The 25,124-nt window shown below is 72.6% G+C and carries 29 protein-coding genes; 12 read left to right on the forward strand and 17 right to left on the reverse strand.

Features of this window, described 5'->3' with window-relative positions; all coding sequences use genetic code 11:
- Nucleotides 1-12 precede the first annotated feature (12 nt).
- The 5 genes from bioB to ACZ4FV_RS02990 form a co-directional block, all read right to left on the reverse strand.
- Nucleotides 13-1,074: a biotin synthase BioB gene (gene bioB / locus ACZ4FV_RS02970; protein WP_465321693.1), complete on the reverse strand. Its 1,062-nt coding sequence runs from the start codon at nucleotides 1,072-1,074 to the stop codon at nucleotides 13-15.
- 55 nt (nucleotides 1,075-1,129) lie between these two features.
- The gene (locus tag ACZ4FV_RS02975; protein ID WP_465321695.1) at nucleotides 1,130-1,549 is read right to left on the reverse strand and encodes a hypothetical protein; all 420 of its coding nucleotides are present in this window, start codon (nucleotides 1,547-1,549) and stop codon (nucleotides 1,130-1,132) included.
- A gap of 577 nt (nucleotides 1,550-2,126) precedes the next feature.
- Nucleotides 2,127-2,741: a DJ-1/PfpI family protein gene (locus ACZ4FV_RS02980; protein WP_395865624.1), complete on the reverse strand. Its 615-nt coding sequence runs from the start codon at nucleotides 2,739-2,741 to the stop codon at nucleotides 2,127-2,129.
- Between the two features lie 103 nt (nucleotides 2,742-2,844).
- Nucleotides 2,845-3,246: a pyridoxamine 5'-phosphate oxidase family protein gene (locus tag ACZ4FV_RS02985; protein ID WP_395865915.1), complete on the reverse strand. Its 402-nt coding sequence runs from the start codon at nucleotides 3,244-3,246 to the stop codon at nucleotides 2,845-2,847.
- 132 nt (nucleotides 3,247-3,378) lie between these two features.
- Nucleotides 3,379-4,206, reverse strand: a complete 828-nt coding sequence (locus ACZ4FV_RS02990; RefSeq protein WP_395865626.1) for an isocitrate lyase/PEP mutase family protein — start codon at nucleotides 4,204-4,206, stop codon at nucleotides 3,379-3,381.
- 181 nt (nucleotides 4,207-4,387) lie between these two features.
- Between ACZ4FV_RS02990 and ACZ4FV_RS02995 the strand changes: the two genes are divergently transcribed.
- Complete coding sequence (locus tag ACZ4FV_RS02995) at nucleotides 4,388-5,926, forward strand: class I adenylate-forming enzyme family protein (protein WP_465321696.1); 1,539 nt, start codon at nucleotides 4,388-4,390, stop codon at nucleotides 5,924-5,926.
- Between the two features lie 19 nt (nucleotides 5,927-5,945).
- Here ACZ4FV_RS02995 and ACZ4FV_RS03000 read toward each other — a convergent pair whose 3' ends face one another.
- The 3 genes from ACZ4FV_RS03000 to ACZ4FV_RS03010 all read right to left on the reverse strand — a co-directional run bounded on the left by ACZ4FV_RS03000 (nucleotide 5,946) and on the right by ACZ4FV_RS03010 (nucleotide 8,582).
- Nucleotides 5,946-6,914, reverse strand: a complete 969-nt coding sequence (locus tag ACZ4FV_RS03000; protein WP_465321697.1) for an NADP-dependent oxidoreductase — start codon at nucleotides 6,912-6,914, stop codon at nucleotides 5,946-5,948.
- 278 nt (nucleotides 6,915-7,192) lie between these two features.
- Nucleotides 7,193-7,840 (reverse strand): helix-turn-helix transcriptional regulator, encoded by a 648-nt coding sequence (locus ACZ4FV_RS03005; protein WP_395865633.1) that lies wholly within the window; start codon nucleotides 7,838-7,840, stop codon nucleotides 7,193-7,195.
- Between the two features lie 133 nt (nucleotides 7,841-7,973).
- Nucleotides 7,974-8,582, reverse strand: coding sequence for a superoxide dismutase (locus tag ACZ4FV_RS03010; RefSeq protein ID WP_020549884.1), 609 nt, complete (start codon nucleotides 8,580-8,582; stop codon nucleotides 7,974-7,976).
- Nucleotides 8,583-8,720: 138 nt separating this feature from the next.
- Here ACZ4FV_RS03010 and ACZ4FV_RS03015 point away from each other — a divergent pair, with 138 nt between their 5' ends.
- The 4 genes from ACZ4FV_RS03015 (at nucleotide 8,721) to ACZ4FV_RS03030 (ending at nucleotide 11,406) form a co-directional block, all read left to right on the forward strand.
- A complete protein-coding gene (locus tag ACZ4FV_RS03015) occupies nucleotides 8,721-9,773 on the forward strand; it encodes a questin oxidase family protein (protein ID WP_395865635.1) in 1,053 nt (350 codons plus the stop codon).
- Between the two features lie 123 nt (nucleotides 9,774-9,896).
- Complete coding sequence (locus ACZ4FV_RS03020) at nucleotides 9,897-10,172, forward strand: hypothetical protein (RefSeq protein WP_402232236.1); 276 nt, start codon at nucleotides 9,897-9,899, stop codon at nucleotides 10,170-10,172.
- Between the two features lie 68 nt (nucleotides 10,173-10,240).
- Nucleotides 10,241-10,696 (forward strand): nuclear transport factor 2 family protein, encoded by a 456-nt coding sequence (locus ACZ4FV_RS03025; protein ID WP_395865639.1) that lies wholly within the window; start codon nucleotides 10,241-10,243, stop codon nucleotides 10,694-10,696.
- Between the two features lie 68 nt (nucleotides 10,697-10,764).
- Entirely contained in the window at nucleotides 10,765-11,406 is a 642-nt protein-coding gene (locus tag ACZ4FV_RS03030; protein WP_395865640.1) for a nucleoside/nucleotide kinase family protein, read from the forward strand.
- A gap of 8 nt (nucleotides 11,407-11,414) precedes the next feature.
- Here ACZ4FV_RS03030 and ACZ4FV_RS03035 read toward each other — a convergent pair whose 3' ends face one another.
- Together ACZ4FV_RS03035 and ACZ4FV_RS03040 are read right to left on the reverse strand one after the other, a co-directional pair.
- Nucleotides 11,415-12,248 (reverse strand): aldo/keto reductase, encoded by an 834-nt coding sequence (locus ACZ4FV_RS03035; protein ID WP_395865642.1) that lies wholly within the window; start codon nucleotides 12,246-12,248, stop codon nucleotides 11,415-11,417.
- Between the two features lie 64 nt (nucleotides 12,249-12,312).
- Nucleotides 12,313-13,584 (reverse strand): MFS transporter, encoded by a 1,272-nt coding sequence (locus ACZ4FV_RS03040; RefSeq protein ID WP_402232238.1) that lies wholly within the window; start codon nucleotides 13,582-13,584, stop codon nucleotides 12,313-12,315.
- 170 nt (nucleotides 13,585-13,754) lie between these two features.
- On the opposite strand from ACZ4FV_RS03040, the gene ACZ4FV_RS03045 reads away from it, so the two are divergent.
- Nucleotides 13,755-14,201: a MarR family winged helix-turn-helix transcriptional regulator gene (locus ACZ4FV_RS03045; RefSeq protein ID WP_395865647.1), complete on the forward strand. Its 447-nt coding sequence runs from the start codon at nucleotides 13,755-13,757 to the stop codon at nucleotides 14,199-14,201.
- 67 nt (nucleotides 14,202-14,268) lie between these two features.
- Here the strand turns inward: ACZ4FV_RS03045 and ACZ4FV_RS03050 are convergent, their stop codons facing one another.
- Both ACZ4FV_RS03050 and ACZ4FV_RS03055 read right to left on the reverse strand, forming a co-directional pair.
- Nucleotides 14,269-15,318, reverse strand: a complete 1,050-nt coding sequence (locus tag ACZ4FV_RS03050) for a lactonase family protein (RefSeq protein ID WP_395865649.1) — start codon at nucleotides 15,316-15,318, stop codon at nucleotides 14,269-14,271.
- A 73-nt stretch (nucleotides 15,319-15,391) separates the two neighbouring features.
- Nucleotides 15,392-16,138 carry a TetR/AcrR family transcriptional regulator gene (locus ACZ4FV_RS03055; RefSeq protein WP_395865651.1) on the reverse strand — a complete coding sequence of 249 codons (747 nt, stop codon included), beginning with the start codon at nucleotides 16,136-16,138 and terminating at the stop codon, nucleotides 15,392-15,394.
- Between the two features lie 79 nt (nucleotides 16,139-16,217).
- Here ACZ4FV_RS03055 and ACZ4FV_RS03060 point away from each other — a divergent pair, with 79 nt between their 5' ends.
- Together ACZ4FV_RS03060 and ACZ4FV_RS03065 are read left to right on the forward strand one after the other, a co-directional pair.
- On the forward strand, nucleotides 16,218-17,003 hold the full coding sequence (locus tag ACZ4FV_RS03060) for an ABC transporter ATP-binding protein (RefSeq protein WP_395865653.1): 786 nt from the start codon (nucleotides 16,218-16,220) through the stop codon (nucleotides 17,001-17,003).
- Nucleotides 17,004-17,019: 16 nt separating this feature from the next.
- Nucleotides 17,020-17,862 (forward strand): ABC transporter permease, encoded by an 843-nt coding sequence (locus ACZ4FV_RS03065; RefSeq protein ID WP_395865654.1) that lies wholly within the window; start codon nucleotides 17,020-17,022, stop codon nucleotides 17,860-17,862.
- A 54-nt stretch (nucleotides 17,863-17,916) separates the two neighbouring features.
- Here ACZ4FV_RS03065 and ACZ4FV_RS03070 read toward each other — a convergent pair whose 3' ends face one another.
- Complete coding sequence (locus ACZ4FV_RS03070; RefSeq protein WP_395865656.1) at nucleotides 17,917-18,894, reverse strand: helix-turn-helix transcriptional regulator; 978 nt, start codon at nucleotides 18,892-18,894, stop codon at nucleotides 17,917-17,919.
- Between the two features lie 263 nt (nucleotides 18,895-19,157).
- Here ACZ4FV_RS03070 and ACZ4FV_RS03075 point away from each other — a divergent pair, with 263 nt between their 5' ends.
- The gene (locus ACZ4FV_RS03075) at nucleotides 19,158-19,391 is read left to right on the forward strand and encodes a hypothetical protein (protein ID WP_395865658.1); all 234 of its coding nucleotides are present in this window, start codon (nucleotides 19,158-19,160) and stop codon (nucleotides 19,389-19,391) included.
- A gap of 18 nt (nucleotides 19,392-19,409) precedes the next feature.
- Here ACZ4FV_RS03075 and ACZ4FV_RS03080 read toward each other — a convergent pair whose 3' ends face one another.
- On the reverse strand, nucleotides 19,410-20,144 hold the full coding sequence (locus ACZ4FV_RS03080; RefSeq protein ID WP_395865660.1) for a DedA family protein: 735 nt from the start codon (nucleotides 20,142-20,144) through the stop codon (nucleotides 19,410-19,412).
- 205 nt (nucleotides 20,145-20,349) lie between these two features.
- Here ACZ4FV_RS03080 and ACZ4FV_RS03085 point away from each other — a divergent pair, with 205 nt between their 5' ends.
- Nucleotides 20,350-20,826 carry a GNAT family N-acetyltransferase gene (locus ACZ4FV_RS03085; RefSeq protein ID WP_402232244.1) on the forward strand — a complete coding sequence of 159 codons (477 nt, stop codon included), beginning with the start codon at nucleotides 20,350-20,352 and terminating at the stop codon, nucleotides 20,824-20,826.
- Nucleotides 20,827-20,918: 92 nt separating this feature from the next.
- On the opposite strand, the gene ACZ4FV_RS03090 is transcribed toward ACZ4FV_RS03085, so the two are convergent.
- A complete protein-coding gene (locus ACZ4FV_RS03090; protein WP_395865665.1) occupies nucleotides 20,919-21,323 on the reverse strand; it encodes a PPOX class F420-dependent oxidoreductase in 405 nt (134 codons plus the stop codon).
- 114 nt (nucleotides 21,324-21,437) lie between these two features.
- Here ACZ4FV_RS03090 and ACZ4FV_RS03095 point away from each other — a divergent pair, with 114 nt between their 5' ends.
- Nucleotides 21,438-21,968, forward strand: coding sequence for a GNAT family N-acetyltransferase (locus ACZ4FV_RS03095; RefSeq protein ID WP_395865667.1), 531 nt, complete (start codon nucleotides 21,438-21,440; stop codon nucleotides 21,966-21,968).
- On the opposite strand, the gene ACZ4FV_RS03100 is transcribed toward ACZ4FV_RS03095, so the two are convergent.
- Nucleotides 21,937-22,608, reverse strand: a complete 672-nt coding sequence (locus ACZ4FV_RS03100; protein ID WP_395865669.1) for an SDR family oxidoreductase — start codon at nucleotides 22,606-22,608, stop codon at nucleotides 21,937-21,939. The two genes, ACZ4FV_RS03095 and ACZ4FV_RS03100, sit on opposite strands and share 32 nt — an antisense overlap.
- A 331-nt stretch (nucleotides 22,609-22,939) precedes the next feature.
- Between ACZ4FV_RS03100 and ACZ4FV_RS03105 the strand changes: the two genes are divergently transcribed.
- On the forward strand, nucleotides 22,940-24,262 hold the full coding sequence (locus ACZ4FV_RS03105) for a hypothetical protein (protein WP_395865671.1): 1,323 nt from the start codon (nucleotides 22,940-22,942) through the stop codon (nucleotides 24,260-24,262).
- Between the two features lie 119 nt (nucleotides 24,263-24,381).
- On the opposite strand, the gene ACZ4FV_RS03110 is transcribed toward ACZ4FV_RS03105, so the two are convergent.
- A complete protein-coding gene (locus ACZ4FV_RS03110) occupies nucleotides 24,382-24,840 on the reverse strand; it encodes a flavodoxin family protein (protein ID WP_395865673.1) in 459 nt (152 codons plus the stop codon).
- Nucleotides 24,841-25,124 lie beyond the last annotated feature (284 nt).

Raw genomic sequence — 25,124 nt, forward strand, 5'->3', positions numbered from 1 at the left:
CGCTGTCGGCCCTCACGCGTTCGGCGGAAGGTCGCTGCCCGCGCCCCGGCGGCGGATCACCACCAGGTCGTGCCGGGCGTCCGGCAGGGTCTGCTCGTCGGCACCTTCGATCACGAAGCCCGCGTCGGCGATCATCTGCCGGTCGTCCGCGCCCGGTTGGCCCTCGCTGGTCAGGTAGTCGCCCAGGAACATCGAGTTGGCCAGATGCAGCGCGAGCGGCTGCATGCTCCGCAGATGGATCTCCCGTCCACCCGCCAACCGCACCTCGACATCGGGGAAGAAGAAGCGGAACAACGCCAGGATGCGCAGGCAACGCTCGGGGGTCAGCTCCCAGTTCTCCGCCAGCGGCGTGCCCTTGAACGGGATGAGGAAGTTCACCGGAACCGAGTCCGGATCCAACTCGCGCAGCGCGAAGGCCAGATCGACGATGTCGGAATCCGACTCACCCATCCCGAAGATGGCCCCGGAACACGGCGACAGACCCGCCGTACCGGCGCGTCGGAGGGTGTCCGTGCGATCGGTGAAGGTGTGCGTGGAGCAGATGTCGGAGTACCGCGCCTCACTCGTGTTGAGGTTGTGGCTGTACGCGTGCGCCCCGGCCGCAGCGAGGCGTTCGGCCTGGCCGTCGGCGAGCAGACCCAGGCAGACGCAGATCTCCACGTCCGGGCTGCCCTCCTTGACCGCGGCGATGGTGTCCTCGATCCGGGTGATGTCCCGGTTGCCGGGCCCTCGCCCGCTGGCCACCAGGCACACTCGCTTCGCCCCCGCCTGAAGCGCCTGATCGGCCGTCCTGGCGGCCTCCTCCGGGGTGATCCACGAGTACTTGAGGATCTCCGCCGCCGACCCGAGCCGTTGTGAGCAGTACGAGCAATCCTCCGGGCACAGCCCGCTCTTCATGTTGATGATCGTGTTCAGCTTCACCCGCCGGCCGAAGAAGTGCCGGCGCACGCGTGCCCCGGCGGCCACCACGTCCAGTACCTCGTGCGCTCCGCCCAGAACGGCCAACGCCTCGTCCCGGGAGGGTACTTCCCGCCGCAATGCCTTCGCCGTCAACTCATCGAGATCCAAGTCCATACGCCCCACCCTCGCCCGCCCCCGGCACCCACCCCAATCCCCCGACCCCACAAGATCACCCCCAAGCATTTGTCCCGACTCCCCCAAACCCCACCCACCCATACCTGGTATGCACGGAGACCGCGGACGCGGCGGACGCGGCGAACGCGGCGAACACGGGGAACACGGCGGACGCGGCGGACGCGGCGGACGCGGGGAACGCGGCGGACGCGGCGGACGCGGCGGACGCGGGGAACGCGGCGAACGCGGCGAACGCGGCGAACGCGGCGAACGCGGCGGACGCGGCGAACGCGGCGGACGCGGCGGACGCGGCGAACGCGGCGAACGCGGCGAACGCGGCGAACGCGGGGAACGCGGGGAGCGGGCACGGGTCGGGTCCGGTCGGCCGAGCACACGGGTCGCGGCCGGGGTCGATCAATCGGGAACGCGCGGCCGGGGTCGGGCTGGGTGGGTCGCGCAGAGCGAGGACGCGCACCCGACCACGCGCGAGCCCGGGCCGGGCAAAAATCGGGGACGAGCGGTTGGAGGCGCGGAAGTCGAAACCGGGCGGGCCGCTGGGCGGGAGGGGCGGTCGCGGTCAGACGGCCCGGGGCGCACGGACCGGGGAAGAGCGAACCGGGACAAGGGATCGGGGATGGCCGGGCGGCCACGCGCGGGCCGGAACCAGTGCTCGGGAACGGGCGGCCCGAGACGACCGAATCGAGGTCGGACGGGCCGGACGCGCGAGTCGAGGACAAGCGAGCGAGGACGCACGGGCCGGGGACGGACGGGCCCGGGACAGGCGGGGCGGGAACGGGCCGCCGGGGACGGGCGCGGCGGCAGGAGCGGCAAGGTACGCACGCACGGGTCGCGGCCCGGTGGCCGACTACGCGCGAGTCGCGGGGCGCGGCTGGGCACGCGCGGGGCCGGCCCGGAGGCAGACCACGCGTGGGTCGCCGGAACGCGCGAGTCGCCCGAGCGCGGCTGGGTGCCCGCAGGGCGAGCGCGGCACGACGGCCGACTACGCGCGGGGCGCGGGAGCGTGGCCGACCGCGCTCGGGGCGCGGGGGCCGTCAGGTGGTGGTCAGGGGTTCGGCTGCGGTGAGGACGGTGAAGATGTGGTCGACCGTGGTCTGTTTTTCGCCGACGGGCGCCACGTAGTCGATTGCGGCGCGGGCGTGGGACTCGCCCAGGGTGCGGGTGATGGCCCAGGCGCCCAGGTATTGGGAGGCCAGGCAGCCGCCGGCCGTGGCGATGTTGCCGGACGCGTGGAACGGGGCGTCCAGGACCTCGACTCCGGCCGCCTCGACCCAGGGGCGGGAGGTCGCGTCCGTACAGGCGGGCAGGTCGGTCAGCAGGCCGAGGCGGGCCAGGACCAGGGCGCCCGAGCACTGGGAGCCGATGAGCTGACGGGTCGGGTCCAGGGGCAGCGCCGCGAGGAGCGCGTCGTCGGCGACCACGTCACGCGTCCTGATGCCACTGCCGATCAGCACGACGTCGGCTTCGGGGATGAAGTCGAGCGGGCGTTGCCCGGTGATCTCGACGCCGTTCATCGAGGTGACGGTCGGGGCGGGCGTGGTGATGTACGCCGTCAGGCCGTCCTTGCGGCAGCGGTTGACGATGGCCGCCGCCACGAAGCTGTCCAGTTCGTTGAAGCCGTCGAAGGTGACCACGGCAACCTGAATCATCGGTGCATCCCCGTTCGGATCGGTACGTCCGCACTCCATCGGCACGTCCGCACTCCCCGGCAGGCTACGCCCCGACGGCCGGGCGCCCCGATGCGTGTGCGAGCTACACCGTCCCCATCCGCCTCGTCACCACGATCTCGATCACCACACGATTCGGATTCACCCGCGGCTCCCGATAGCGCTCGGTGTACCGCCGGACCGCCTCGGCGACGGCCTCGGCGTCACCGGCGATCCTCGCGCCGCCCTCGAGCGTGGACCAGCGCCTCCCGTCCACCTGGGAGATCGCGACCCGGGCACCCGGACCCGCCGCCAGCACGTTGCGGACCTTCCTGCTCGCGCCGTCCGAGATGACCCGCGCGATCCCGGACACGTGGTCGTACGTGGCGCCGACCGGCACCAGGTGCGGCGTGCCGTCGGGACGGTGGGTGACCAGCAGGCACAGGTGTCGTTCCTGCCAAAAGGCCTGGAAATCCGGGGTGGTGGACGGCGGAACGTGCAGCGTCATCGAGATCAGGTCTTTCACGATCGGGCCTGCCGGGTCGAGCCGGGCCGCTCCCGGCCCGCCGACCAGCAGTATGACGTCCACCGCCCGCGACCCACGCACTCCGCGATCGGCCGGCCCGCCCCGGCCGAGCGCTCAGTCGGCCCGATAGACCTCCGACATCGCCTGCGCCTGCGCGTACGTCGGCGCACCGGCGGGTGCCGCCTCCTCGTCGTGCGCGACCGCCCAGGCCAGATCCACCGCGCTTTGCACCGCGACCCGGAACAGCAGCGAACCCGTGCTGATCCGCCGCACCCCCAGCTTCGCGAGCCGGGCCCGGGACAGGCCGGTCGGGCTGTACAGGATGTTCAGCGGCGCGTCGGTGGCGCCCACCAGGGTCTCGATCGCGGCCTCGTCCTGGAGCCCGGGTACGAACACGCCGTCCGCGCCCGCCGCCCGGTACGCCCGGATCCGCCGCGTCGTCTCGTCGAGCGAGGCGCCCGGACCGCCTGCCCAGTACGTGTCGGTGCGCGCGTTGACGAACAGCGTCGGTGCGGCCTCCTTGAGTGCGGCGATCACCGCGACCTGGTGGTCCGCGTCGGTCAGCGAGCCGTCGGCCCGCCCGTCCTCGATATTGACGCCGGCCACCCCGGCCCGCACCAGCTCGACGCCCAACGCCGCGACGTGCTCCGGGCGCTCGGCGAAGCCGCCCTCGATGTCGACGCTGACCGGCACCGGCAGCCGCGCGATGCCCACCCCGAGGCGTACCGTCTCCTCCCGCGTCCCGCCGACGCCGTCCGGCTTGCCGGCCGCGATCGCCACCCCCAGGCTCGTCGTCCCGATCGCCGCGAACCCGCGCTCGACCAGCGCGGCCGCGGTGGCGTGGTCCCACGCGTTGGGCAACAGCAGCGGTGCCTCGGCCTGGTGCAGGGCCCGGAACTCCGCGAAGCGATCGGCGTTGGCGGCCTGGTGCGTAGTGCTCATCGAGCGTGCCCCTCCGAGTCGACGGCGACCGCGCCGAACGCGGCCGAACCCCACCGATCCTGCCGCATTCGCGACGTCCGGGCGGGCGACATGCCCGATCGGCACGCCCATCGCCCGGTCACCCGTTCGAGTTCCGGCTCCGCGCCTGCGATAGCGTCCCCGCGAGAACGAGGGAGGCCCGATGCTGCTGCACGAGATCCTGGTCGACGCGGCTCGGGAGGTGCCCGATCGCATCGCCCTGATCGTCCCCGCGCACACCCCCCGCACGCCCGGCGCATCCGGCGCGCCCACCTCCCACGCGCCCGCCGGCGCGCACACCGTGTGGACATTCGCCGAGCTGGCCGACCGCTCCCGCGCGCTCGCCGCCCGCGTCGCGCGGCGGACCTCACCCGGTGCCCGGGTCGGGATCCTCGCGCACAATCGGGCCGAGTATGTGGCCGCCTACTACGGCGTCCCATGGGCCGGCCGGGTGCTGGTCCCGCTCAATCCCCGGCTGCACCCGCGCGAGTGGGCCGACCAGTTGGCCCGCTCGGGCGCGGAACTGCTGCTCGGCGACGCCGACCTGACCGCCCGGCTCGACCGGCCCGAGGGCTCGACCCTGGAACTGGGCGAAGCCGTCGCGGACACCGCCACGGACGGGGCCGAGTTCACCGCCGCCGGCGACGAGACCGCACTGACGTGGCTGCTGTTCACCTCGGGCACCACCGGCCGGCCCAAGGGTGTGCGGCTGACCCACCGCAGCCTGATCGCGGCGATGCGCGGCTCGCTCGCATGCCGACCGGTCGAGTCCGACACCGTCGTGCTGACCCCCTTCCCGCTCGCCCACGTGGCCGGCTACCAGGTACCCGCCCACCACATCGCGCGCCGCCCGGTGGTTGTCCTGCACCGCTGGGACCCGGCCGAACTGGCTTCGGTGGTCAGCGGGTTCGACGTCACCAACCTGTCGCTGGCACCGACCATGATCGACGCCCTGCTGGATCACGTCCGCACCGGCGACGGGCTGCGCGAGCGGATCCGCGCGATCAGCTACGGCGCCTCGCCGATCACCCCCGAGCTGATCCGCCGGGTGGACCGCCTGCTCGGCTGCGCTCTGGGCCAGGGATACGGCATGACCGAACTCTCCGGCAACGCGGTGTTCCTGAGCGCCGCCGACCACCGGCCCGAGCTGTTCGCCGCCGCCGGTCGACCCGGCCCGGGCGTGAAGATCCGGATCGTCGACGACGCCGGCCGGCCGCTGCCGACCGGCGCCACCGGCGAGATCTCGGTCCGGTCCGAGCAGGTCGCGGACGGTTACTGGCAGACGGACACCGGCGAATTCGCGAACGGCTGGTTCCGCACCGGCGACCTGGGCCGGCTCGACGCCGAGGGCTACCTGTACGTCCTGGACCGCAAGAAGGACGTGATCATCACCGGCGGCGAGAACGTCAGCGCACGCGAGGTGGAGGCGGTGCTGCGCGCGCACCCGGACGTCCGCGACGTCGCGGTGGTCGGCGAACCGGACACCCGGTGGGGCGAGCGCGTGGTCGCGGTCGTCGTCCCGGTGTCGGGACGCTCGATCGATCCCGACACCCTCGTCGACCTGTGCCGCGCACACCTGGCGGGCTTCAAGGTCCCGCGGCGCGTCGTATTCACCGACGCCCTCCCGGTCACCGGCACCGGCAAGGTCAGCAAGCCCACCCTGCGCGCACGACTCGCCGAGGACACCCCGACGGGCCGCTGACCCGACCTCGGCACGCGGATCAGTCGGCCACCGTCAGCACGATCTTCCCGACTGTGCGCCCTCGCTCGCCGAGTTCGTGCGCCTTCGCCGCGTCGGCCAGCGGCAATGTCGCGGCGACCTCGACCCGCAGCCGACCCGCGGCCACCAGCGCGGCGATCTCGCGCAGCCCCGCGAGGTCCGGTTCGACCAGCATGAACACCGCCCGCACGCCTGCTTCCCGGGCCCGCGCGACCGGGAACGTGTCGTCCGGCGGCACGATCGAGACCAGCGTGCCGCCCGTGCGCAGGGTCGCCAACGAACGCGCCGCGTACGCGCCGCCGATCGGATCCAGCACCACGTCCACGTCCCGCACCGTCTCGGCGAAGTCCACCCGGGTGTAGTCGATCGGCTCGTCCACACCCAGCCCGCGCAGGAACTCGTGCTTGGCCGCGCTCGCGGTGCCCAGCACGTACGCGCCGCGCGCCTTGGCGATCTGGGCGGCCAGGTGCCCGACGCCGCCGGCCGCCGCGTGGATCAGCACCCGCTGCCCGGACCGCAGATGCGCGGTGTCCACCAGCGCCTGCCACGCGGTCAGCGCCGCGAGCGGCAGCGCCGCGGCCCGTACCGGGTCCAGACCGGCCGGACGGAGCGCGAAGTGCCGGGCGGGCGCGGTGACGTACTCGGCGTACGCGCCGGCCGGGTGCGGGAAACGCGGCATGCCGAACACCTCGTCGCCCGGGGCGAGTACGGTCACTCCCGCGCCGACCGCCTCGACCACCCCGGCGACGTCGAAGCCGAGGGTGAACGGCGGCTCGGTGCCGTCTCGGAACACACCCCGCTCGCGGGTCTTCCAGTCGGCCGGATTCACGCTCGTGGCCTGTACCCGCACGAGCACCTCGGTCGCCCCCGGCTCCGGCCGAGCCACCTCGACCAGCCGCAACACATCCGGCCCGCCGGCGACGTCCTGGCTGATCGCCCGCATCCGCGGCGCGTCGGTGGTCTCGGTCATGGCCGTGCTCCTCACCCTCTCGACGGGTCGGCCCCGCCTCGGCCGCCGGCGATCGGCGACGCGCTCCCAGCGTGCCGATCCGCCGACCGCCCACCTACCGGCCGGACAGCCAATCACCGCAAGGATCGGGCCAACCGAGGGGAGCACCCGAAGGCGCCCGAGAGCTGCGATCGAGGGCCGGCCGAGGGACAACCGGGAGCGGCGACCGAGAACCGACCGAGAGCCGCAACCGAAGGGCGTCGAGAGCCCACCGTGCCCCGATCGACCGAACTCGCCCGCTACTCGACCGGACGGATCTCGTACGCGCAATGCGGCGCGCCCGCCACCATGTGGCTGACCCGCCGCACCTCGGTGTCCGGCAACGCCTCCCGCAGGAAGGCCAGTTCCGAGGAGCACGCGGTGCCGCACCGCACCGCCACGTCGAAGATCGCGCAGTTCTGCTCGACGATCAGCCATCCGCCGCCGTCCGGCAACGGCTCCGCGGCGGCCAGGTAGCCGTCCTCGTCCAGGATCGCGGCTATCGCGGCCACCCGGTCGGCTAGCTCCGGCGCGGTCGTCCGGGCCCGGGCCCGGTCCAGGCGCCGCTCGCGTCGGCGGTCGAACAGCCGGTCCACGAAACCCGGTTCCTCGGCCTGCGCGGTCTCCAGGAGGTCTCCCACCAGGTCGCCGTAGCGCCGGGGGAACAGATTCTCACCGGCCGCGGTCAGCCGGTACACGTGCTTGGGCCGGCCCGGTCCGAGTCGGACCTGCCGGTGCGTCACGTAGCCCTCGGCGACCAGTCCGGCCAGTTGCTGGCGCATGCCGCTCGCGGTCATCCCGACCGCGTCGGCCAATTCCTCCGCGCGCAGTTCGCCCGCGCCCTTGAGGCGCCGCAATATCTCGCGCCGGGTCTCGGGCAACAGTGCGAACGCGTCCTGCTCGGTCACCGCTCGCCCCTCTCGTCCACCCCGAGTCCCCGAGTGCGTACTCCCACGCGTGCCGGCGGCGCCGGCACGCTCGCCGACGTCGGACAGGGCCGCACGGGGAACACCCGCGCGACCCTGGACCGAACGCCGTTCCTCAGGCGCCCTTGGCGGCGGCGAGGCGGGTCGCGACGTCGTCCCAGTTGAAGACGTTCCACACGGCCTTGAAGAAGTCCGCCTTCACGTTCTTGTACTGGAGGTAGAAGGCGTGCTCCCACGCGTCGATCGCCAGCAGCGGCACGGTGCCCTGCGGGATGTTGCCCTGGTGGTCGTAGACCTGGGTGACCACGATGCGCTGCGAGAGCGGCTCCCACGCGGCGACGGACCAGCCCGAGCCCTGCACGGTCATCGCGGTCTGCGTCATGTGCGCGCGGAACTGCTCGAAGCCGCCGAAGTCGACACCGATCTGCTCGGCGAGGTCACCGGTGGGCTCGCCGTTGCCGGTCGGGCCGAGGTTGGTCCAGAACAGGCTGTGCAGCACGTGGCCCGAGACGTGGAAGGCCAGGTCCTTCTCCAGCTTGGAGATGGTGCCGTAGGCCTCCTTGTCACGCGCCTCGGCGATCTGCTCGAGGGCGGTGTTGGCGCCGGTCACATACGCAGCATGGTGCTTGTCGTGGTGCAGCTCCATGATGGCGCCGCTGATGTGCGGCTCCAGGGCGGCGTAGTCGTAGGTGAGGTCGGGGAGCGTGTAGACCGTGTCGGCCACGGGAGTTCCTCCTGCGCAGTGGTTGCGGTGACGTACTCGACCCTATGCTTCTCGCCGGAGGTCGGGCAAGTTAGGCAAGACTTAACTGTCCTAACCGGAGCCCCCCGGTCCACTCGAAACACACCGAAGGAGTCGACGATGCATCAGCAGGCCGCCGAAACCTTGGACGAAGCGTTCGAACGTCTGCATCGCACCGGTTCCGAGTTCGACGACAAGTTGTCCAATCACGGACCGATGGCCGTCGAGGCGCTCGTGCACTCGGGCCAGTGGGAAGCCGTGCCCGCTTGGCTGGACGTTTACACCCGTCGGCTGGAACCGCCGACCCGCCCGACCGAGCGGATCGCCAAGGACGCGTGGCGTGAGGCGCTGGGCGACCACGCCCGCGACGGGGACTGGATCGCGCTGTTCGTCGACGAGATCGCCGAACGGCCGTGGCGCGAGGTGCTCGCGCTGTGGTGGCCGCGGCTGCTCCCGGGGCTGCCCGGCGGCGCCACGCACGGTGTGATCCGGGTCGGACACGCGGTCCGCGCGCTGCTGGACGCGGGCGAGAGCCCGGTCCGGCTCGCCGAGTTCGCGCATGCGATGGCGTACTTCGCCTCGAGCAACCTGGCCCTGCCCGAACTGCCGCGGCTCGCGGGGGGCCGCACGCCGTTCGAGGCGCTGGACGCGGTGCCGCCGCTGCCGGTGGGCGAGAAGGACCACATCAGCCGGCGGCTGACCTTCCTGGCCGGCTGGGACGAGTGGCTGACCGCGACCCTGTCGGTGCGCCCGGCCGGCACCCCCGAGGAGGCCCGCGCGCTGCTCGCCGACACGGTGCACGCGGCCACCCTGCGCTACCTGCGTCGAGGACACGGCAACGCGGTGATGAACGTGCACGGCGTGACCGCCCCCAGTGCGGTGCTGCGCGTGTTGCCCGCGCTGCCGCCCGAGTTGTGGATCCCCTCGTACCAGGCCGCGTGGGCCACCGCCGGCGCGGTCTTCGCGGTGTACATGGCCCGCGAGGACGCGCCCGGCACGCCCGCGCCGGCCGGCGATCCGGTCGACGCGATGGACCTCGCGCACGCGCACGGCGACGAACACGTGATCAAGCTCGTGGACACCGCGGTGGACGTGTACGCGCGCTCCGGCGACTCGCGCGCGTTGTCCGCCGGCGTGCTCGCGGCCGGCCTGGTGACGCCGCCGCGCGGGTGACCGGGCGGGCCACGGCCCGCGACACGCCCTCGTTCGAGTGAGGTTCCCCCACCTGGAGCATCGGGTTCCGTTCGCTGGTGCCCGTACGCACACCGCGTACGGGCACCGACCAACGGAGATCCCATGCGCGTCACCACACTCCTCGCCACCGCCGCGACCGCCGGCCTGCTCGCGCTCGCGGCTGCCGCGCCCGCGCTCGCGGACGGCCGCGCGGACACCCTGACCAGCGAGACCAGCCGGTTCGGGCAGGTCGACGAGGACTTCGTCCTGGGCGAACTGCGACCCGCCGTGGTCGGCGTGCACCAGGGCATCTCCGGCGGCTTCGTCGAGGTCCCGCCGCCGAACGTGCAGATGCCCGACGTACCGGCGCCGCGGATGCCGGCGCTGCCCGTCGGGTAGCCCCTTTCGTACTGACGGACCGTCAGATATCTCTGGATCTCGATCACGACCCGCACTACCGTCCGCCCATGACCGAGAAACAGCACGACCTGGAAGCCCGCAGGCGCACCGTCGAGAACTTCTGGCAGGGCGTGGACACGCACGACTGGGACCTGGTGGCGTCCACGCTCGCCGACGACTTCGTACGTGTGGGGATGCGCGACAACGCCGAGGACACCTGTGAGGGCAAGGAGGCCTACCTGCGCTTCGTCTCCACCGTCACCGGCCGCATGGCGCAGCACGAACTGCGCTCCCGGTTCACCTTCCTCAGCGAGGACGGCCGGTACGCGTTCAACGAGGCGGTCGAGTCGATCCGCCCGGCCCCCGAGGACGACCTGCTGGTGATGCGGTTCGCGAACTACCTCGAACTGAACGACGAGGGCCTGATCGTCCGACTGGACATCTTCTGGAAGACGCCCCCGTACATGCCGCCGGACTGGATCACCGTCGACGCGACGCTCGAGCGCGAGCCGCGGGGCGACTGAGGGCGCGCACCCGGGTCGGCCGAGAATGTGACCATGATCGAACCGAACGGGCCGCGGCGGGTCCGCCGATGGTGAGCGCGCGACCGGTCACTCCGGCCGGCCTGGTGGACGAACTCGTCGACGCGATCACCCGTCGCGCGGGCGACCGCCCGTGGACGCGGGTCGCCGTCGACGGCGCGGACGCGGCCGAACCCGGCGTCCTGGCCGACGCGCTGGTCGACCCGCTGCGGCTGCTCGGCCGGCCGGTGTTGCGGGTGCGGGCCCGCGACTTCCTGCGCCCCGCGTCGGTGCGCCTGGAGTACGGGCACACCGACGCGGAGTCCTACCTGTGGGGCTGGCTGGACGACGCCGGGTTGCGCCGGGAGGTGTTGGACCCGCTGGGTGCGGGCGGTACCGGTCGGGTCCTGCCGAGCCTGTGGGACGCGGCCCGGGACCGGGCCACCCGGGCCGCGTACACCACGCTGCCCGAGGGCGGGGTGTTGCTCCTGGACGGGCCGCTGCTGCTGGGCAAGGGGCTGCCGTTGGACCTGAGCGTGCACCTGTGGTTGTCCCCGGGCGCGCTGCGCCGGCGCACTCCCGACGAACAGGCGTGGACACTGCCGGCGCTGGCCCGCTACGCCGAGGAGATCGCGCCCGCGACCGAGGCCGACCTGCTGGTGCGTTACGACCATCCCGCGCACCCGGCACTGGTGGAGCCGGAACGCCGCTGAGCCGCGGCTCAGTTGAGGGTGTCCGGGTCCGGTCCCATCCGCCCGCCCCGGTCCAGGGCGTTGATCGCGGTCAGCTCGTCCGCGGTCAGCTCGAAGTCGAACACCTCGAAGTTCTCCCGGATCCGCGAGGGCGTGACCGACTTGGGGATCACGATGTTCCCCAGTTGCAGGTGCCAGCGCAGCACCACCTGGGCGGCCGACTTGCCGTGCGCGCCGGCGACCTCGGCGATCACCGGGTCCTCGAGCAGGTCGCCGCCCTGGCCCAGCGGGCTCCACGCCTCGGTCGCGATCCCGTGCGCCCGGTCGTAGCCGCGCACCTTGCCCTGCTGGAGGTAGGGGTGCAGCTCGACCTGGTTGACCGCGGGCAACAGGGCGGTGTGTTCGAGCAGTCGGGTCAGGTGGTCGGGCTGGAAGTTGGACACGCCGATCGCGCGCACCCGGCCGTCGGAGAGCAGCTTCTCGAACGCCCGCCACGTGTCCAGGTAGCGGTCCCGGTTCGGGGTCGGCCAGTGGATCAGGTACAGGTCCACGTAGTCCAGGCCGAGCTTGCCCACGCTCTCGTCGAACGCGACCAGGGTCGAGTCGTATCCCTGGGCGGTGTTCCACAATTTCGTCGTCACGAACACCTCCTCGCGCGGCACCGAGGAGGCGGCCAGGGCCCGCCCGACGCCCGCCTCGTTGCCGTAGACCGCGGCGGTGTCGATGCTCCGGTAGCCCACCTCCAGGGCGGTCGCCACGGCCTCGCCGGCCTCGTCGTTCTCGACCTGGAAGACCCCGAAGCCGAGCTGCGGGATGGTGACGCCGTTGTTCAGGGTGATGTCGGGCACGGGGGTGGCGCTCATGGTTCGAATCGTCCTTCGTCAGGGGGCGGGGTGCGGGGGTGGGGGCGGGGGTGCGCGGTGCGCGTCAACCGGGGAGTCGAGCGGGTCGCTCGGCCGCTCGATCCGCGACGACGGAGTCACCCTGCCCGCTCTGCCCGCTGAGCGCGGTCCGCACACCGGGGACGTGCGCGGCCGGCACGCGCGAGCGGGTCGGCGCACGCCGTTCCAGGCCGTGTGCCACCACCGCCAGGGCCAGTGCGCCCAGCGCCAGACCGGCACCGACCCAGTTCGCCGACTCGTAGCCGTGGCCCGCGTCGATCACCAGGCCGCCCAGCCACGCGGCGATCGCGTTGCCGAGGTTGAACGCGCCGATGTTGACCGCGGCGGCCAGCGTCGGCGCGCCGGCGGCGTTGTCCATCACCCGCTTCTGCAGCGGCGGCACGGTGGCGAAGCCGAGCGCGCCGATCAGGAACAGCGTGATCACCGACGCTGCCTTGTCGTGCGCGGTCACGGTGAACAGCGCCAGCACGCCCGCGAGCGCGAGCAGCGAGCCGTACAGCAACGGCATCAGGTGTCGGTCGGCCAGCCGGCCGCCGACCCAGTTGCCGACCAGCATGCCCAGGCCGACCACCGCGAGCAGCCAGGTGACCGCGCCCTCGGAGAACCCCGCGACGTCGGTCATCATCGGCTTGACGTAGGTCAGCGCGGCGAACACGCCGCCGAAGCCGAGCACCGTCATGCCCATCGCGAGCAGCACCTGCGCGTTGCGGAACACCGCGAGTTCGTGCCGCAGGTGCACACCTTCGGGCTTGGGCTGCTCGGGGACCAGCCGGGCGATGCCCACCGCGCCCAGTACGCCGAGCGCGGCGACCAGCAGGAAGGTCAGCCGCCAGCTCACCGACTGGCCGATCAGCGTGCCCAGCGGCACACCGAGCACGTTGGCCAGGGTCAGGCCGGCGAACATGGTGGAGATCGCGGCGGCTTTCTTTTCCGGTGCGACTAGGTCGGCGGCCACCACCGAGCCGATCCCGAAGAACGCGCCGTGGGTGAAGGAGGCGACCACGCGCCCGAGCATGATCACCCCGAACGCGGGGGCCAGCGCGGTCAGCGCGTTGCCCAGCACGAACAGCGCCATCAGCAGGATCAGCATGCGCTTGCGCGAGACCCGGGTGCCCAGGACGGTCATCAGCGGGGCGCCCACGAGCACACCGACCGCGTAGCCGCTGACCAGGAGCCCGGCGGTGGTGATCGAGACGTCGAAGGTGCCCGCGACCTCGGGCAACAGGCCGAGGATGACGAATTCGGTGGTCCCGATGCCGAAGGCCCCGATGGCGAGGGCCAGCAGTGCGAGAGGCACGGAGTACCCCTTTCGAGGAGTGCTGCGAGTGGTGGGAACGAGCCGGTGCGGAGCCGGCGCGGACGGCAGGCGCGAACGCCGCGTTCCCGATGACTACAAGCGTCGACAATATTTGCAGACGCCGATCAATGCAAACGCGGGCTATTTCGCTTCGGGGGTATCCTGAGCGCATGGGACAACAAAGGCAGGCCGTCGAACCGCCGCTCGCGCAGGGCTGGTGCGCGCTCGCGGCGCTGCACAATCGGATCGAGGCGCACATCGAGCGCGCGCTCCAGGCCGAACACGACCTGAGCGTGCGCGAGTTCTCGGTCCTGGACGTGTTGAACCGGCAGGACGGCTACCACCTGCGGATGAACGAACTCTCGGACGCGGTGGTGCTGAGCCAGAGCGCCACCACGCGCCTGGTCACCCGCCTGGAGGAGCGCGGCCTGCTCTCGCGCTACCTGTGCGACACCGACCGTCGGGGCATCTACACCGAGGTCACCACGACCGGCTGCGATCTACTCGGCGCCGCGCGCCCCACCCACGACAAGGCGCTGCGCGAATCCCTCGCGGACGCCGAACAGCGCTCCGACCTGGCCCCCTTGGTCGCGGCGGTCAAGTCCCTGGGCCTGTAGTCGGGTCCGCGCGCCGGACGGGCCGAGAGCTCGGTCCGTCCGGCGTACGGGATTGTCTCGTGAGCGGCTAGGCCAGCACGCTCGTCGGGCTCCCGGTCCCGAGCGCGACACCCAGCGCCGTGAGCCGTCCCGACTCCGGGTCGCGGCGGAACCCGGTGACCGTGTCGCCGCGCTGGTTCGCCACGTAGAGCACGTCGCCCACCAGCGCCAGGTCCCGCGGCCAGGCACCGCCCGTCGGCACCTCTTCGACCAGGGTCGACTCCGCACCGTCCACGGCGAGCACCGACACGGTGTCCGGCCCCCGGTTCGCCACGTACACGAAGCGCCCGTCCGCCGCCGCGACGATCCCGGACGGCGCGCCCTCGCCTGCGGAGAGCTCGAACGGCTTGCCCGCGACGGTGAGCGCGCCCGTGCGCGGGTCGCTGCGCAGCGGCGTGACCGTCGCGTTCAACTCCCCCGCCAGCCACGCGAGATCGTTGGGCCCGTAGGCGATGTTCCGGGGCCCGGTGCCGGGCGGCAGGGTCACCTTCGGACCCTCGGCGATGGTGCCCGCCTCGGCGTCGAAGCGCAGGTGGTACACGGTGTCCGAGCCCAGGTCGCAGACCACGAGCCACTCGCCGCCGGCCGCGAAGGTCACCTGGTGCGCGTGCGAGGACGCCTGCCGGTCGCGCACCGGCCCGGATCCGGTCAGCCGTACGTGCGTCGCCGCCTCGCCCAGCGTGCCGTCGTCGGCGATCGGGTGCACGGTGACGCTGCCGCCGCCGTAGTTGGCCACCACCATGAACCGCCCGGTGGGATCGGCCGCGAGGTGACACGGCCCCGCGCCGAGCGTGGACACCTCGCCCAACGGCACCAGCCGTTCGTCCTGCACCGAGTACGCGCCGACCGCGCCCTCGCCGCCGCGCTCGCTCACCGCGTACAGGAAGCGACCCGAGGGGTGCCGGGCCAGATACGACGGCGAGATCGCGGGGATCACCGCGGACGGCGTGCCGAGCAGCCCGGTCGCCGGGTCCTGTCGGCACACCGTGATGCCGGTGCCGCGACCCTCCATGTCGGGGGTGTACGCACCCACGTACACGAGCGGTCCGCGTCGGTCGGAAGCATTTGGTGAGGTCACACGGTTCTCCTGTTGTCTGGCCTGTGACGGCCGAGCATCCGTCGGCCGAGCCCGGCGGCGCCGACCACGCAGATCATCGCGGATCGATCGCCCCGTCGCCGCCGATGTCATGCTCCTCCCCGACGCCGCCGCCGGCACACCCCGTCGCCGGGACCGGCCCGGCCGAATCCCGCGCGCGGACCGCGTAGCCCAACACCTGGGCCCCGAGCAGCGATTCGACCGCGTCCAGTTGCGCCAGCGCGTACTCCACCGCCGGCTCCGGGCCGCCCCCGGCGGCGATCCGTCGACCGATGTCGCGAAAGACCGCCTGCTGGATCCCGGCCAGTTGGCCCGCGATCAGCGCCGGCACCGGGTCGCCCGGCGCGGCGCCCGCCTCCTCGGCCAGGGTCAGCGCGAGCGCGTCCGCGCCCAGTTGCTGCATCCGCCACAGCCGGGCCATCAGCGCCGGCGACTCGTGCATGACCCGGGCGAACCGCTCGTAGCCCTCGACCAGGCCCGCGTACGGGGAGTGTGTCTCGATGTCGCGGCGCAGCGCGCCGAGCACCGCGCGCGTGGCCGATTCGCCCGGTTCGCGCTCGCGCACGATGCGGGCCAGTCGGTCCACCGCCTCGGCCTCGCGGTCGAAGAACAGGTCCTCCTTGGCCGGGAAGTAGTTGTAGACGGTGTTCACCGACACCTCGGCCAGTTCGGCGATCTGGGCGATGGTCACCGCGTCGAACCCGCGCTCCAGGAACAGGCCCGTCGCGACGTCCGAGATGTGCGTGCGGGTCCGGCGCTTCTTGCGTTCACGCAGGCCCTCGGCGGGTTCCGACTCCGTCATACCGCCATCCTAGCCTTCATGGTGGCACTCAAATTTTGGGGTCATTGCAAAATTGAATCGACTGTGTTTCGGTAGGGCCATGACACCGGTCATCCACACCACCGGGCTCACCCGGACCTTCAGCACCAAGCGCGGCACCGTCGAGGCGGTCCGCGGCATCGATCTGACCGTCCCGGCGGGCGAGATCCTCGGCTTCCTCGGCCCCAACGGCGCCGGCAAGACCACCACCCTGCGGATGCTGACCACGCTGCTCGCGCCCACCGGCGGCAGCGCCGTCGTGGCCGGCCACGACCTCCTGCGCGACCCGGCGGGCGTACGCCGACGGATCGGCTACGTCGCGCAGTCCGGCGGCGTCGACCCGGCCGTGTCGGTGCGCGAGGAGCTGACCACCCAGGCCCGGCTGTACCGCCTGGACAAGGCGGACGCCCGGGCCCGGGCCGCCGAACTGGCCGCCGACCTGGACCTGCTCGACCTGCTCGACCGTCCGTGCGCGGCGCTCTCCGGCGGCCAGCGACGCCGGCTCGACCTGGCGATGGGCCTGCTGCACCGCCCCGATGTGCTCTTCCTGGACGAGCCGACCACCGGTCTGGACCCGGGCAGCCGGGTCGACCTGTGGAACCTGGTCCGGCGCATCCGCGACGAGTGGGGCACCACGATCTTCCTGACCACGCACTACCTCGACGAGGCCGACGCGCTCGCGGACCGGCTCGTGGTGGTCGACCGGGGCCGGATCGTCGCCCAGGGCAGCGCGCACGCGCTCAAGACCGAGTACGCGGGTTCCCCGGACGCCTCGCTCCAGGACGCGTTCATCGCCATCACCGGTCGGCGCACCCCCGCGCCGAGCGAGACTCCGATCGCCGTCTGATCCGGCCGAGGTAGCCATGACCACACCGTCCGCACCGTCGACCTCCTCGGCGCCCGCCGACCCGACCACACCGACCGGCCGGGTCGCGCCGGCCGCGCCGTCCGCCGGTTCCGCCCTCGCGGCCGACACGCTCCTGATCTTCGGCCGCTACCTGCGGCAGACCGTCGCGAGCAGAATCGGCCTGATCTTCGGGCTCGTGCAACCGTTGCTGTTCCTGATCCTGTTCGGCCCGCTGCTGCGCGACGTCCCGCTCGGCGGCGACGGCGACTCGTGGCAGACCCTGGTCCCGGGCCTGCTGGTGCAACTCGGGCTGTTCAGTGCCGCGTTCGCGGGCTTCGCAATCCTGATCGAGAAGCAGCACGGCGTGGTGGAGCGCATGCGGGTGACCCCGGTGAGCCGACTCGCGCTGCTGCTCGGGCGCGTGCTCAAGGACATCGTGCAGTTGCTCGCCCAATCCGTGCTGCTGGTCCTGGTCGGCGTGGCGTTCGGGCTGCGCGCGCCGCTGGTCGGCGTGCTGATCGGGTTCGGCTTCGTCGCGCTGATGACCGCCTCGATCGCGTCCCTGTCCTATGCCCTGGCGATGCGGGTGGACAGTCCGCAGGAGTTCGCGCCGGTGGTGAACTCGGTGAACCTGCCGGTGATGTTGTTGTCCGGCATCCTGCTGCCGATGTCGCTCGCCCCGGGCTGGCTGGACGGGCTGTCCCGGGCCAATCCGCTGCGCTACCAGGTGCAGGCGGTCCGGTCCGCGTTCGTGGGCGACTACGGCGGCACGGTCGGGACGGGCGTGCTGACCGCACTCGCGCTGGCCACCGTCTCGGTCGCCCTGGCCGTACGTCTGTTCCGCCGGAACGGGGCGTAACCCCCCGGTCGGGGCATGGACCTCGACCCACCGCGCCGACGGCGGCGCGGGCGCTCACGCGTACCGCGCCGCCGTCGCGCGTGCTTCGGCGGCCACTCTCGCGCGCAGCTCCGGAGGTCCCAGGATCTCGATCTGCGGCCCCAGGCGCAGCAACTCGGGCACGGCCACCTCGATCGTCTCGATCGGGAAGTCGGCCCGGACCCGGCCGTCCGGCAGCGGCTCGCCCGCGCTCGCCTCCACGGTGTCCGCGACATGCGCGCCGAACAGGTGCCGCACCATCGCCCGCGCGTCCTCGGTCACCAGCACGTCCGCGAGGATCGGGCGCAACTGTTCGACGAAGTCCTGCGACCAGGCCCGCCAGTAGGCCGGCAGGTCGAAGCTCGGATCTCGCTCGAACATCTCGTCGAGCACGTCCAGCTCCTCGATCCGCACCACGCGGTAGGTGCGGTCGCGGTGCTCGCCCTCGCGCACGGTGCGCGCCACCAGATACCACGCGCCCGCCTTGAGCACGAGGCCGTACGGCTCCAGATCGCGGGTGACCTCACCCGCCCAGCGCCGGTAGCGCACCCGGATCCGCCGGTCGGTCCACACCGCGCCCGCGATCCGGGCCAGCTCCGGCGAGCGGTCCGCCTCGCGATGCCAGCCGGGCGCGTCCAGGTGGAAACGCAGTTGCGCCCGCCCGACCCGATCGCGCAACTCGGCCGGCAGTCCCGCCTGCACCTTGAGCTGCGCGGACGCGACCACCGCGCCCAGCCCCAGCTCGGCCGCGGGCCCGGGCAGTCCGGCCAGGAAGAGCGCGTCGGCCTCGTCCTGGGTGAGCCCGTTGATCCGGGTCCGGAAACCCTCCAGGAGACGGTAGCCACCGGCCGGACCGCGTTCGGCGTAGACCGGCACCCCCGCCGCGCCCAGCGCCTCGACGTCGCGGTAGACGGTGCGGACCGACACCTCCAACTGCTCGGCCAACTCGGTCGCGGTGACCAGGCCCCGGGTCTGCAGGGTCAGCAGGATGGTCAGCAGTCGGCTCGCGCGCATGATCGCCAGTGTCGCGCATACCTGACGGGAATCGGCAGGTACCCGAAGGGGCGTGGGAGGGCACCGCCGTCAGTGCCGAACGAGTGAAATGCCCGGCCGAATCGGTGTACTTCCGTTCGGGATCTTCGCATCCGTGCCATTCGTTGATCGATCATCGAATGATCTCGGCGGGACTACGCCGCGTTGCGGACGGTGATCCCGGTACGGCAGCGACCTCGGGGCGGCAGCGATGTCCGTCCCGAACGGGAACGGAGAACGGCGCGATGAGCGGCTTCCTCGACAAGGCCAGGAAGATGGCCGAAGACACGATGAACACCGGCAAGCACAAGGTCGAGGAGGTCCAGGTGGGCCGGGACGCGTCCGCACTGCTCAAGCAGCTCGGCTCCGCGTACTGGAAGGAGCAGCGCGCCGGCGGCTCGCACGAGGAGGTCACCCGGGCTCTCGCCGCGCTGGACGAACACGTGTCCAAGCACGGCGACACGGCACTGCGCGGCTGACCGCCGGCGGCGCCCGGATCAGGCGGCGCTGTCCTCGCGGACCGCCGCCGTCGCACCGGCGAAATCACGCCGCGAACCCCCCGGCCCTTTGGCCGCGGGGTCCCCGAACGCCGAGGAACGGTTCTCCTCGGCCTTGCGACGCCGACGCCGGCGCACGTAGGTGACGATGCCGGCGACGATACCGATCGCGACGATCGCGGCCCCTATCCAACCGGGAACGCTCGCCGCCGACGGGTACGCGCTGCCCGCGAGGCGGCCCAGCATGATCGAGCCCGGCACCCACACCAGGATCCCGACCGCGTTCCACGGCGCGAACCGCCGATAGGGCATGCCCGCCGCGCCGGCGAGTCGCGGCAGCAGGGTTCGCGCGAACGCGACCCAGCGACCCAGCATCACGGTCACGCCGCCGGCGCCGCGACCGCGGGTGAACATCTCCTCGGCCCGTTCCCAGCGGTGCTCGCCCACCCGGCGACCCAGCCGTCCGGTCCTTATGCGTTCGCTGCGATGTCTGCCGGAGAGGTAACCGAGGGTGTCCCCGACGAGCGCGGCGGCGGTCGCGATGATCAACACCGGGACCAGCGCCAAGTGGCCGGTGGAGGTGAGCAGCCCAGCCAGCAGCAGCACCGGTTCGGCGGGCGCGAAGACGCCCAGCAGCAGACCGGTCTCGACGACGGCGACCAGCGCGATCACGACATAGGCGTACGAGGGTGGTAGATCACCCAACCGCTCCACCCACTCGTGCACGGCATCCACGTGGAACCTCCCCGTTAGGCCGCTTGCCATGTGGCCTGACAAGCATCCGCCCTCAATGGTGTCAACGGATCCTGCGCGCGGCCGAATTCCCGCCTACTCCCCTGGCCGTACGCGGGTGACCTTAGTCATCCGTCACCGACCGCCCCCGACGCCGCGCCCGGGACCGGACGGATGGCCGGCGGAGGCTCCCTCTACGTTGGGCGTCATGAACGACATCGAAATCCGGCCGGCGGGCCGGGACGACATCTCGGCCATCGTGGGTCTGCTCGTCGACGACGCCCTCGGCTCGGGGCGGGACTCGCAGGAGGACCTGACGCCGTACCTGGCGGCCTTCGAGCGGGTGACGGCCGATCCGAACCAGGAACTGGTCGTGATGACCCGACCGGACCCGGCGACGGGTGAGCGGACGGTGATCGGCACGCTCCAGTTGACCATCATTCCGGGCCTGTCCCAGCGCGGGACCACGCGGGCCCTGGTGGAGGCGGTACGCATCGCCGGCAGCGAGCGCGGCGGCGGCCTGGGCACGATCCTGATGCACTGGACCATCGACCGTGCCCGCGAACGCGGTGCGACGCTGGTCCAGCTCACCTCCAACGGCACCCGCGAGAACGCCCACCGCTTCTACCGCAACCTCGGCTTCACCGACTCGCACGTGGGCTTCAAGCTCACCCTTCGACCGTAGAACCGCCCACCGCGCGACCGTCGACCCGCAACACCTCGGCGGGCACCGCCCGGCGACGGCCCGATCGGTGCTCCCGGGGCGGGACCCCGGTCCTACTCCCGCTCGCCCAACTCGATCCGGACGCCGATCGTCCCGGCCGCCCCGCGCCGCAGTCGGCTGCCGAACAGGGTCAACCGCCCGATCACCCCGAACCTGCGCCGAATCAGTCCCCGATACCGCTCGGTCCCGGCGGCGTCCAGCAGCGAGGCGTGTCCCGGCACGGCCGCGCCCCGCGGGTTCCCGCGCGCGTCGCACGCCGCGACGGTGACCTTCCCGTCGTTGCGGATGCGCTTGACCTTGCCGGAGTCCCGCGCCGTCCACACCCCGAGCGCGGCGCCGTCGCGGACCACCCACACGGGCGTGGCCACCGCGCGCCCGTCCCGGCGGAACGTGGTCAACAGGACGTACTTGCCGGCCGCGAGACGATCGAGGTCCTCGGGCACCCGGGGCGAAGTCATGCGCGCGAGTCTAGGGCGCGTACGCGGCGCGGACGCGGCGCACACGAAGCGGTCGTCAAGATCGTCCGCGACCCGATCTGCCCGGCGCCCGGCCCCGGGTGGGACGATGATCGGATGTCGCGCACATCGGAGGAAACCCGCGTCCAGGTCCGCCCCGCGACCGAGGCCGACGGTACGAGTCTTGCCGAGATCGACCACCTCACGTGGTCCCCCGACGTCACCCCCGCGCCGCGCTGGGCGGCGGACAAGGTCTTCTTCCGCAGCGCCGAGCACGTGCGCGACACCCTGGTCGCCCACGAGGGCGACCTCGTCGTGGGCTACGTGCTGCTGGAGCGCTCCACACTGTGCCCGGCCTCCGGCCACGTGCAGATCGTCAACGGGCTCGCGGTGCATCCCGACCATCAGGGCCGCCGGGTCGGCCGACTGCTGCTCGCGGCCGCCGAGGCCCGGGCGCGCCGACGCGGGGCCCGGCGGATCACCCTGCGGGTGCTCGGTGGCAACGCCTCCGCGCGGGCGCTGTACCTGGCCTGCGGCTACCGGATCGAGGGCGTGCTGGAGGGCGAGTTCCTGCTCGGCGGACGTTATGTCGACGACGTGCTGATGGCGCTGGACCTCACGGGCGAGGCTTCGCCGCCGCGTACTTGACCGCCTCGGCGACCGGCACGTCGCCGCCGACCACCTCCAGGGTCTTGCCGATCGTGCCGGGCTCGTCGAGCAGTTCGGCCACGATGGCCGCCACGTCGTCGCGGCGGATCGCTCCCCGACCTTCGCGTTCGGACAGCGCGATCAGCCCGGTGCCGGGGTCGTCGGTGAGCCGCCCCGGGCGCAGCACGGTCAGATCGAGCGCGCCGCGCGAGCGCAGGTCCTCGTCGGCCTCGCCCTTGGCCTTGAGGTAGAGGGCGAAGTCCGGGTCGGTGTCGGCGGGCGGGCGGGTCGAGGCGCCCATCGAGGACACCATCACGTAGCGCCGTACGCCCGCGTCCTCGGCCGCGTCGGCCAGCAGCACCGCGCCGCCGTAGTCGACCGTCATCGTGCGCTCCCGGGTGCCGGCCGCCCCGGCGCCCGCCGCGAACACCACCGCGTCCGCGCCGACCAGGTGCTCGACCACCTCCTCGACCGGCGCCCGTTCCAGGTCGCACACCACCGGCTCGGCCCCGGCCGCGACCAGGTCGTTCGCGTGGTCGGGGTTGCGAATGAACCCGACCACCGTGTGTCCGCGATCGGCGAGCAGCCGCTCCAGCCGAAGTGCGATCTTTCCGTGTCCACCCGCGATGACAATACGCATGTATCCGACCGTAAGGTCACGAACCAGGACATGCGCCGGCCTGGCCACGCGACACGATCAGGTTCCACTGTTCGGCTGCGCACCACCGATCGACACGATCGAAGGCGCCCGCCACCGACGCTCGCGCCGGCCGCCGCCGGCCCGAGGCGCCCGGCTTGCGACACTCCGCCGGCACCCTCCCGACGAACCCGCCCACCGTCCCCCATTTGCCGTAACCTGCCCTATCGCTTCCCCGCACGATCGGGCGGATTTCGCCCTTTGCCCTCCCTCGCGACCCGCAGCCGTTCTATCGTCGCCCCGTTCGGTGTCACCCGTACGGAAGGGGCCGGTCGTGACCCGAGGAGGCATCGGTGCGGCGCGCGTCGGCAAGGCGCTGGGGCTCGTCCCCCGTCAGGTCCGCCTCGCCGCCCGTACCGGACTGCTCGCACAACACCAGGACGGCACCTTCGACGCCGACGCGGTCGCCCGCGCCGCAGCCGACCCCGTCCCCTTCCTCACCGCGCTGCGCCGCGAAGAGCCGCTGACCGCCACCGAGGCCGCGCACCGCCTCGGCATCAGCCGGGAGTGCTTCCGCCGGATCGCACCGGCCGCCGGGCTGCCCGTCGTCGACCGGGTGCGGGTCCTGCGCTACGGCCGCGAGTCGGAGGTGCGCTACTACCGCACCGCCGACGTGGACACCCTGCCCCCGCACATCGCCGCCGACCGCGAACTGCGCGAGGCGGCCCGCCGGGTGGCCCGTTCGCTGGCCGCGAGCAAGGCCGCCGCCACCCGGGCGCACAACCGCGAGCGCGCCCACAACGCGCGCCGGTATCTCGCGACCCTGGCCCCCGACCGGCAGACCGACCCGGCCGACGTGATCGCCTTCGCGTGCGCGCTGGCCCGGCTGCACGGCACCGCGCCCGCCCGGCTGCGCAGGTTCATGGGCGACCCGCGTGTGCGCGACATCGCCGAGATCGGCGCCCAGTGCCGTTACAAGCCGGGCGAGATCGCCGACCTGCTCGCCGCCGCCACCCCGCGCGCGATCACCGCGCTGCGTTCGCTCGCCCGGCCGCATCGGGTGTGGGCGACGCTGGGCGTGCCGGCCGAGGACATCGCGCACCGCGTCCCGTCCATCGACCAGCACGTCAGCGCCGACCTGCTGCACGTACTGGCCACCGACCCACCGAACTGGCTGCTGGAACTGCACGCGGACCGCGAACTCGAACACGCCTGCGCCGCGGTCACCCGCTGGCTGGATCGCGAGTGGCATGCCCAGCAGCGGCGCGCCGAGGCGGTCTGCCGCGCCGCCGAGGCGGTGATCGACCACCTCACCGACGATGCCGTCGCCGAACTCTTCGGGCTGCCCGTGGAGTTGGTCCTGGACCTGCGTCCGCGCAGCAACAAGTGGACCACCGCCTACGTCGAGGAGCTCCTGCACACGCGCCCGCTGTGGCTGCGCAGCCAGGCGCTGGCCCGCGCCGAGATCGCCCGCCGCGCCACCGCGCGCGCCCGTCGGGAGGCCGCCCGCACCCAGCGCCGCCTCGGCTGGCGGCGCACCTGGGCCCGGGCCCTGTCCATCCCGCTGGAGGCCGTCCCCGACACGGTCGAGCGACCCACCGCCTCCGCCCTGGAGACCGCCCGGACCCACCCGCCGCACTGGGCCCGCCCGAACTGACACCCCCCGGCGTACGGGGACCCGAGCGGCCGTCACTCGGGGCGGGCCCGAGGGCGGTACCCGCCTCTCCCGCCGGCCGGCGCGAGCCCCGGACCACCACGAGCCCGCCCGGACCCGCGTCAGTTCGCGTCCATCAGTTCCGCCGCCACCACAGCGCCCAGTTCGGTGCACGCGGCCAGCGCGTCGCGCGTGACCGGCCCGGCCAGTTCCACCGGCGGGCGGACCCGCTTCCACTGCAATCCGCCGGCCGCCGACTCGACCGAGCGCACCGCGCCGGTGGTGTCGCTGCCGCCGTGCACGTACAGCCCGTACGGTCGGCGCACCGTCTCGTGCAGGCACGGGTAATAGGCGCCGTCGAAGAAGTGTTTCAAAGCGCCGGACATGTAGCCCAGGTTCGCGGGGGTGCCGAGCAGGTAGCCGTCCGCCTCCAGCACCTCGACCGGCGAGCAGGTCAGCGCGGCCCGGACCCGGACCTCGACGCCCTCGATCTCGGGGTCGCGGGCGCCGGCGAGGGTCGCCTCCAGCATCTCGGCGAGCGTCGGCGAGGGCGTGTGGTGCACCACGAGCAGGATGGCCATGGCCTCACGCTGCCAGAACCGGGCCGGAGCCGAAACGACCCGCCCACCGACCGCCACTCCGATGGGTGAGTTCGTCGGGAAATCGACATCACGTCGATCGTGCCGCGACGCCGCCCCGTCGGCCGCCGGCGGGTCGCGACCCGCGATCCCACCTGGGCAAACAGGTTCATCACGTCACCCATGCGAGTGGACCCTCGGGAAAATCGTGGCGATTCCACCCGTTTGATGCTTTGACAGATGTGCACCATTTGTAACGATAAGAGCACTTTGAGTACTGCACCGAT

This window comes from Embleya sp. NPDC025285, assembly GCF_055558835.1.

What these genes read in the sequence shown, in the direction of transcription:
- ACZ4FV_RS03100 (WP_395865669.1), bottom strand. Translation starts at nt 22,608, where the DNA reads ATGCGTATTGTCATCGCGGGTGGACACGGAAAGATCGCACTTCGGCTG.
- ACZ4FV_RS03045 (WP_395865647.1), top strand. Translation starts at nt 13,755, where the DNA reads ATGGGACAACAAAGGCAGGCCGTCGAACCGCCGCTCGCGCAGGGCTGG.
- ACZ4FV_RS03000 (WP_465321697.1), bottom strand. Translation starts at nt 6,914, where the DNA reads ATGACCGAGACCACCGACGCGCCGCGGATGCGGGCGATCAGCCAGGAC.
- ACZ4FV_RS03025 (WP_395865639.1), top strand. Translation starts at nt 10,241, where the DNA reads ATGACCGAGAAACAGCACGACCTGGAAGCCCGCAGGCGCACCGTCGAG.
- ACZ4FV_RS02995 (WP_465321696.1), top strand. Translation starts at nt 4,388, where the DNA reads ATGCTGCTGCACGAGATCCTGGTCGACGCGGCTCGGGAGGTGCCCGAT.
- ACZ4FV_RS03095 (WP_395865667.1), top strand. Translation starts at nt 21,438, where the DNA reads ATGTCGCGCACATCGGAGGAAACCCGCGTCCAGGTCCGCCCCGCGACC.
- ACZ4FV_RS03090 (WP_395865665.1), bottom strand. Translation starts at nt 21,323, where the DNA reads ATGACTTCGCCCCGGGTGCCCGAGGACCTCGATCGTCTCGCGGCCGGC.
- ACZ4FV_RS03070 (WP_395865656.1), bottom strand. Translation starts at nt 18,894, where the DNA reads ATGCGCGCGAGCCGACTGCTGACCATCCTGCTGACCCTGCAGACCCGG.
- ACZ4FV_RS02985 (WP_395865915.1), bottom strand. Translation starts at nt 3,246, where the DNA reads ATGACGCTGCACGTTCCGCCGTCCACCACCCCGGATTTCCAGGCCTTT.
- ACZ4FV_RS03110 (WP_395865673.1), bottom strand. Translation starts at nt 24,840, where the DNA reads ATGGCCATCCTGCTCGTGGTGCACCACACGCCCTCGCCGACGCTCGCC.
- ACZ4FV_RS03030 (WP_395865640.1), top strand. Translation starts at nt 10,765, where the DNA reads ATGGTGAGCGCGCGACCGGTCACTCCGGCCGGCCTGGTGGACGAACTC.
- ACZ4FV_RS03015 (WP_395865635.1), top strand. Translation starts at nt 8,721, where the DNA reads ATGCATCAGCAGGCCGCCGAAACCTTGGACGAAGCGTTCGAACGTCTG.
- ACZ4FV_RS03075 (WP_395865658.1), top strand. Translation starts at nt 19,158, where the DNA reads ATGAGCGGCTTCCTCGACAAGGCCAGGAAGATGGCCGAAGACACGATG.
- ACZ4FV_RS03085 (WP_402232244.1), top strand. Translation starts at nt 20,350, where the DNA reads ATGAACGACATCGAAATCCGGCCGGCGGGCCGGGACGACATCTCGGCC.
- ACZ4FV_RS02980 (WP_395865624.1), bottom strand. Translation starts at nt 2,741, where the DNA reads ATGATTCAGGTTGCCGTGGTCACCTTCGACGGCTTCAACGAACTGGAC.
- bioB (WP_465321693.1), bottom strand. Translation starts at nt 1,074, where the DNA reads ATGGACTTGGATCTCGATGAGTTGACGGCGAAGGCATTGCGGCGGGAA.
- ACZ4FV_RS03020 (WP_402232236.1), top strand. Translation starts at nt 9,897, where the DNA reads ATGCGCGTCACCACACTCCTCGCCACCGCCGCGACCGCCGGCCTGCTC.
- ACZ4FV_RS03035 (WP_395865642.1), bottom strand. Translation starts at nt 12,248, where the DNA reads ATGAGCGCCACCCCCGTGCCCGACATCACCCTGAACAACGGCGTCACC.
- ACZ4FV_RS03055 (WP_395865651.1), bottom strand. Translation starts at nt 16,138, where the DNA reads ATGACGGAGTCGGAACCCGCCGAGGGCCTGCGTGAACGCAAGAAGCGC.
- ACZ4FV_RS02990 (WP_395865626.1), bottom strand. Translation starts at nt 4,206, where the DNA reads ATGAGCACTACGCACCAGGCCGCCAACGCCGATCGCTTCGCGGAGTTC.
- ACZ4FV_RS03060 (WP_395865653.1), top strand. Translation starts at nt 16,218, where the DNA reads ATGACACCGGTCATCCACACCACCGGGCTCACCCGGACCTTCAGCACC.
- ACZ4FV_RS03065 (WP_395865654.1), top strand. Translation starts at nt 17,020, where the DNA reads ATGACCACACCGTCCGCACCGTCGACCTCCTCGGCGCCCGCCGACCCG.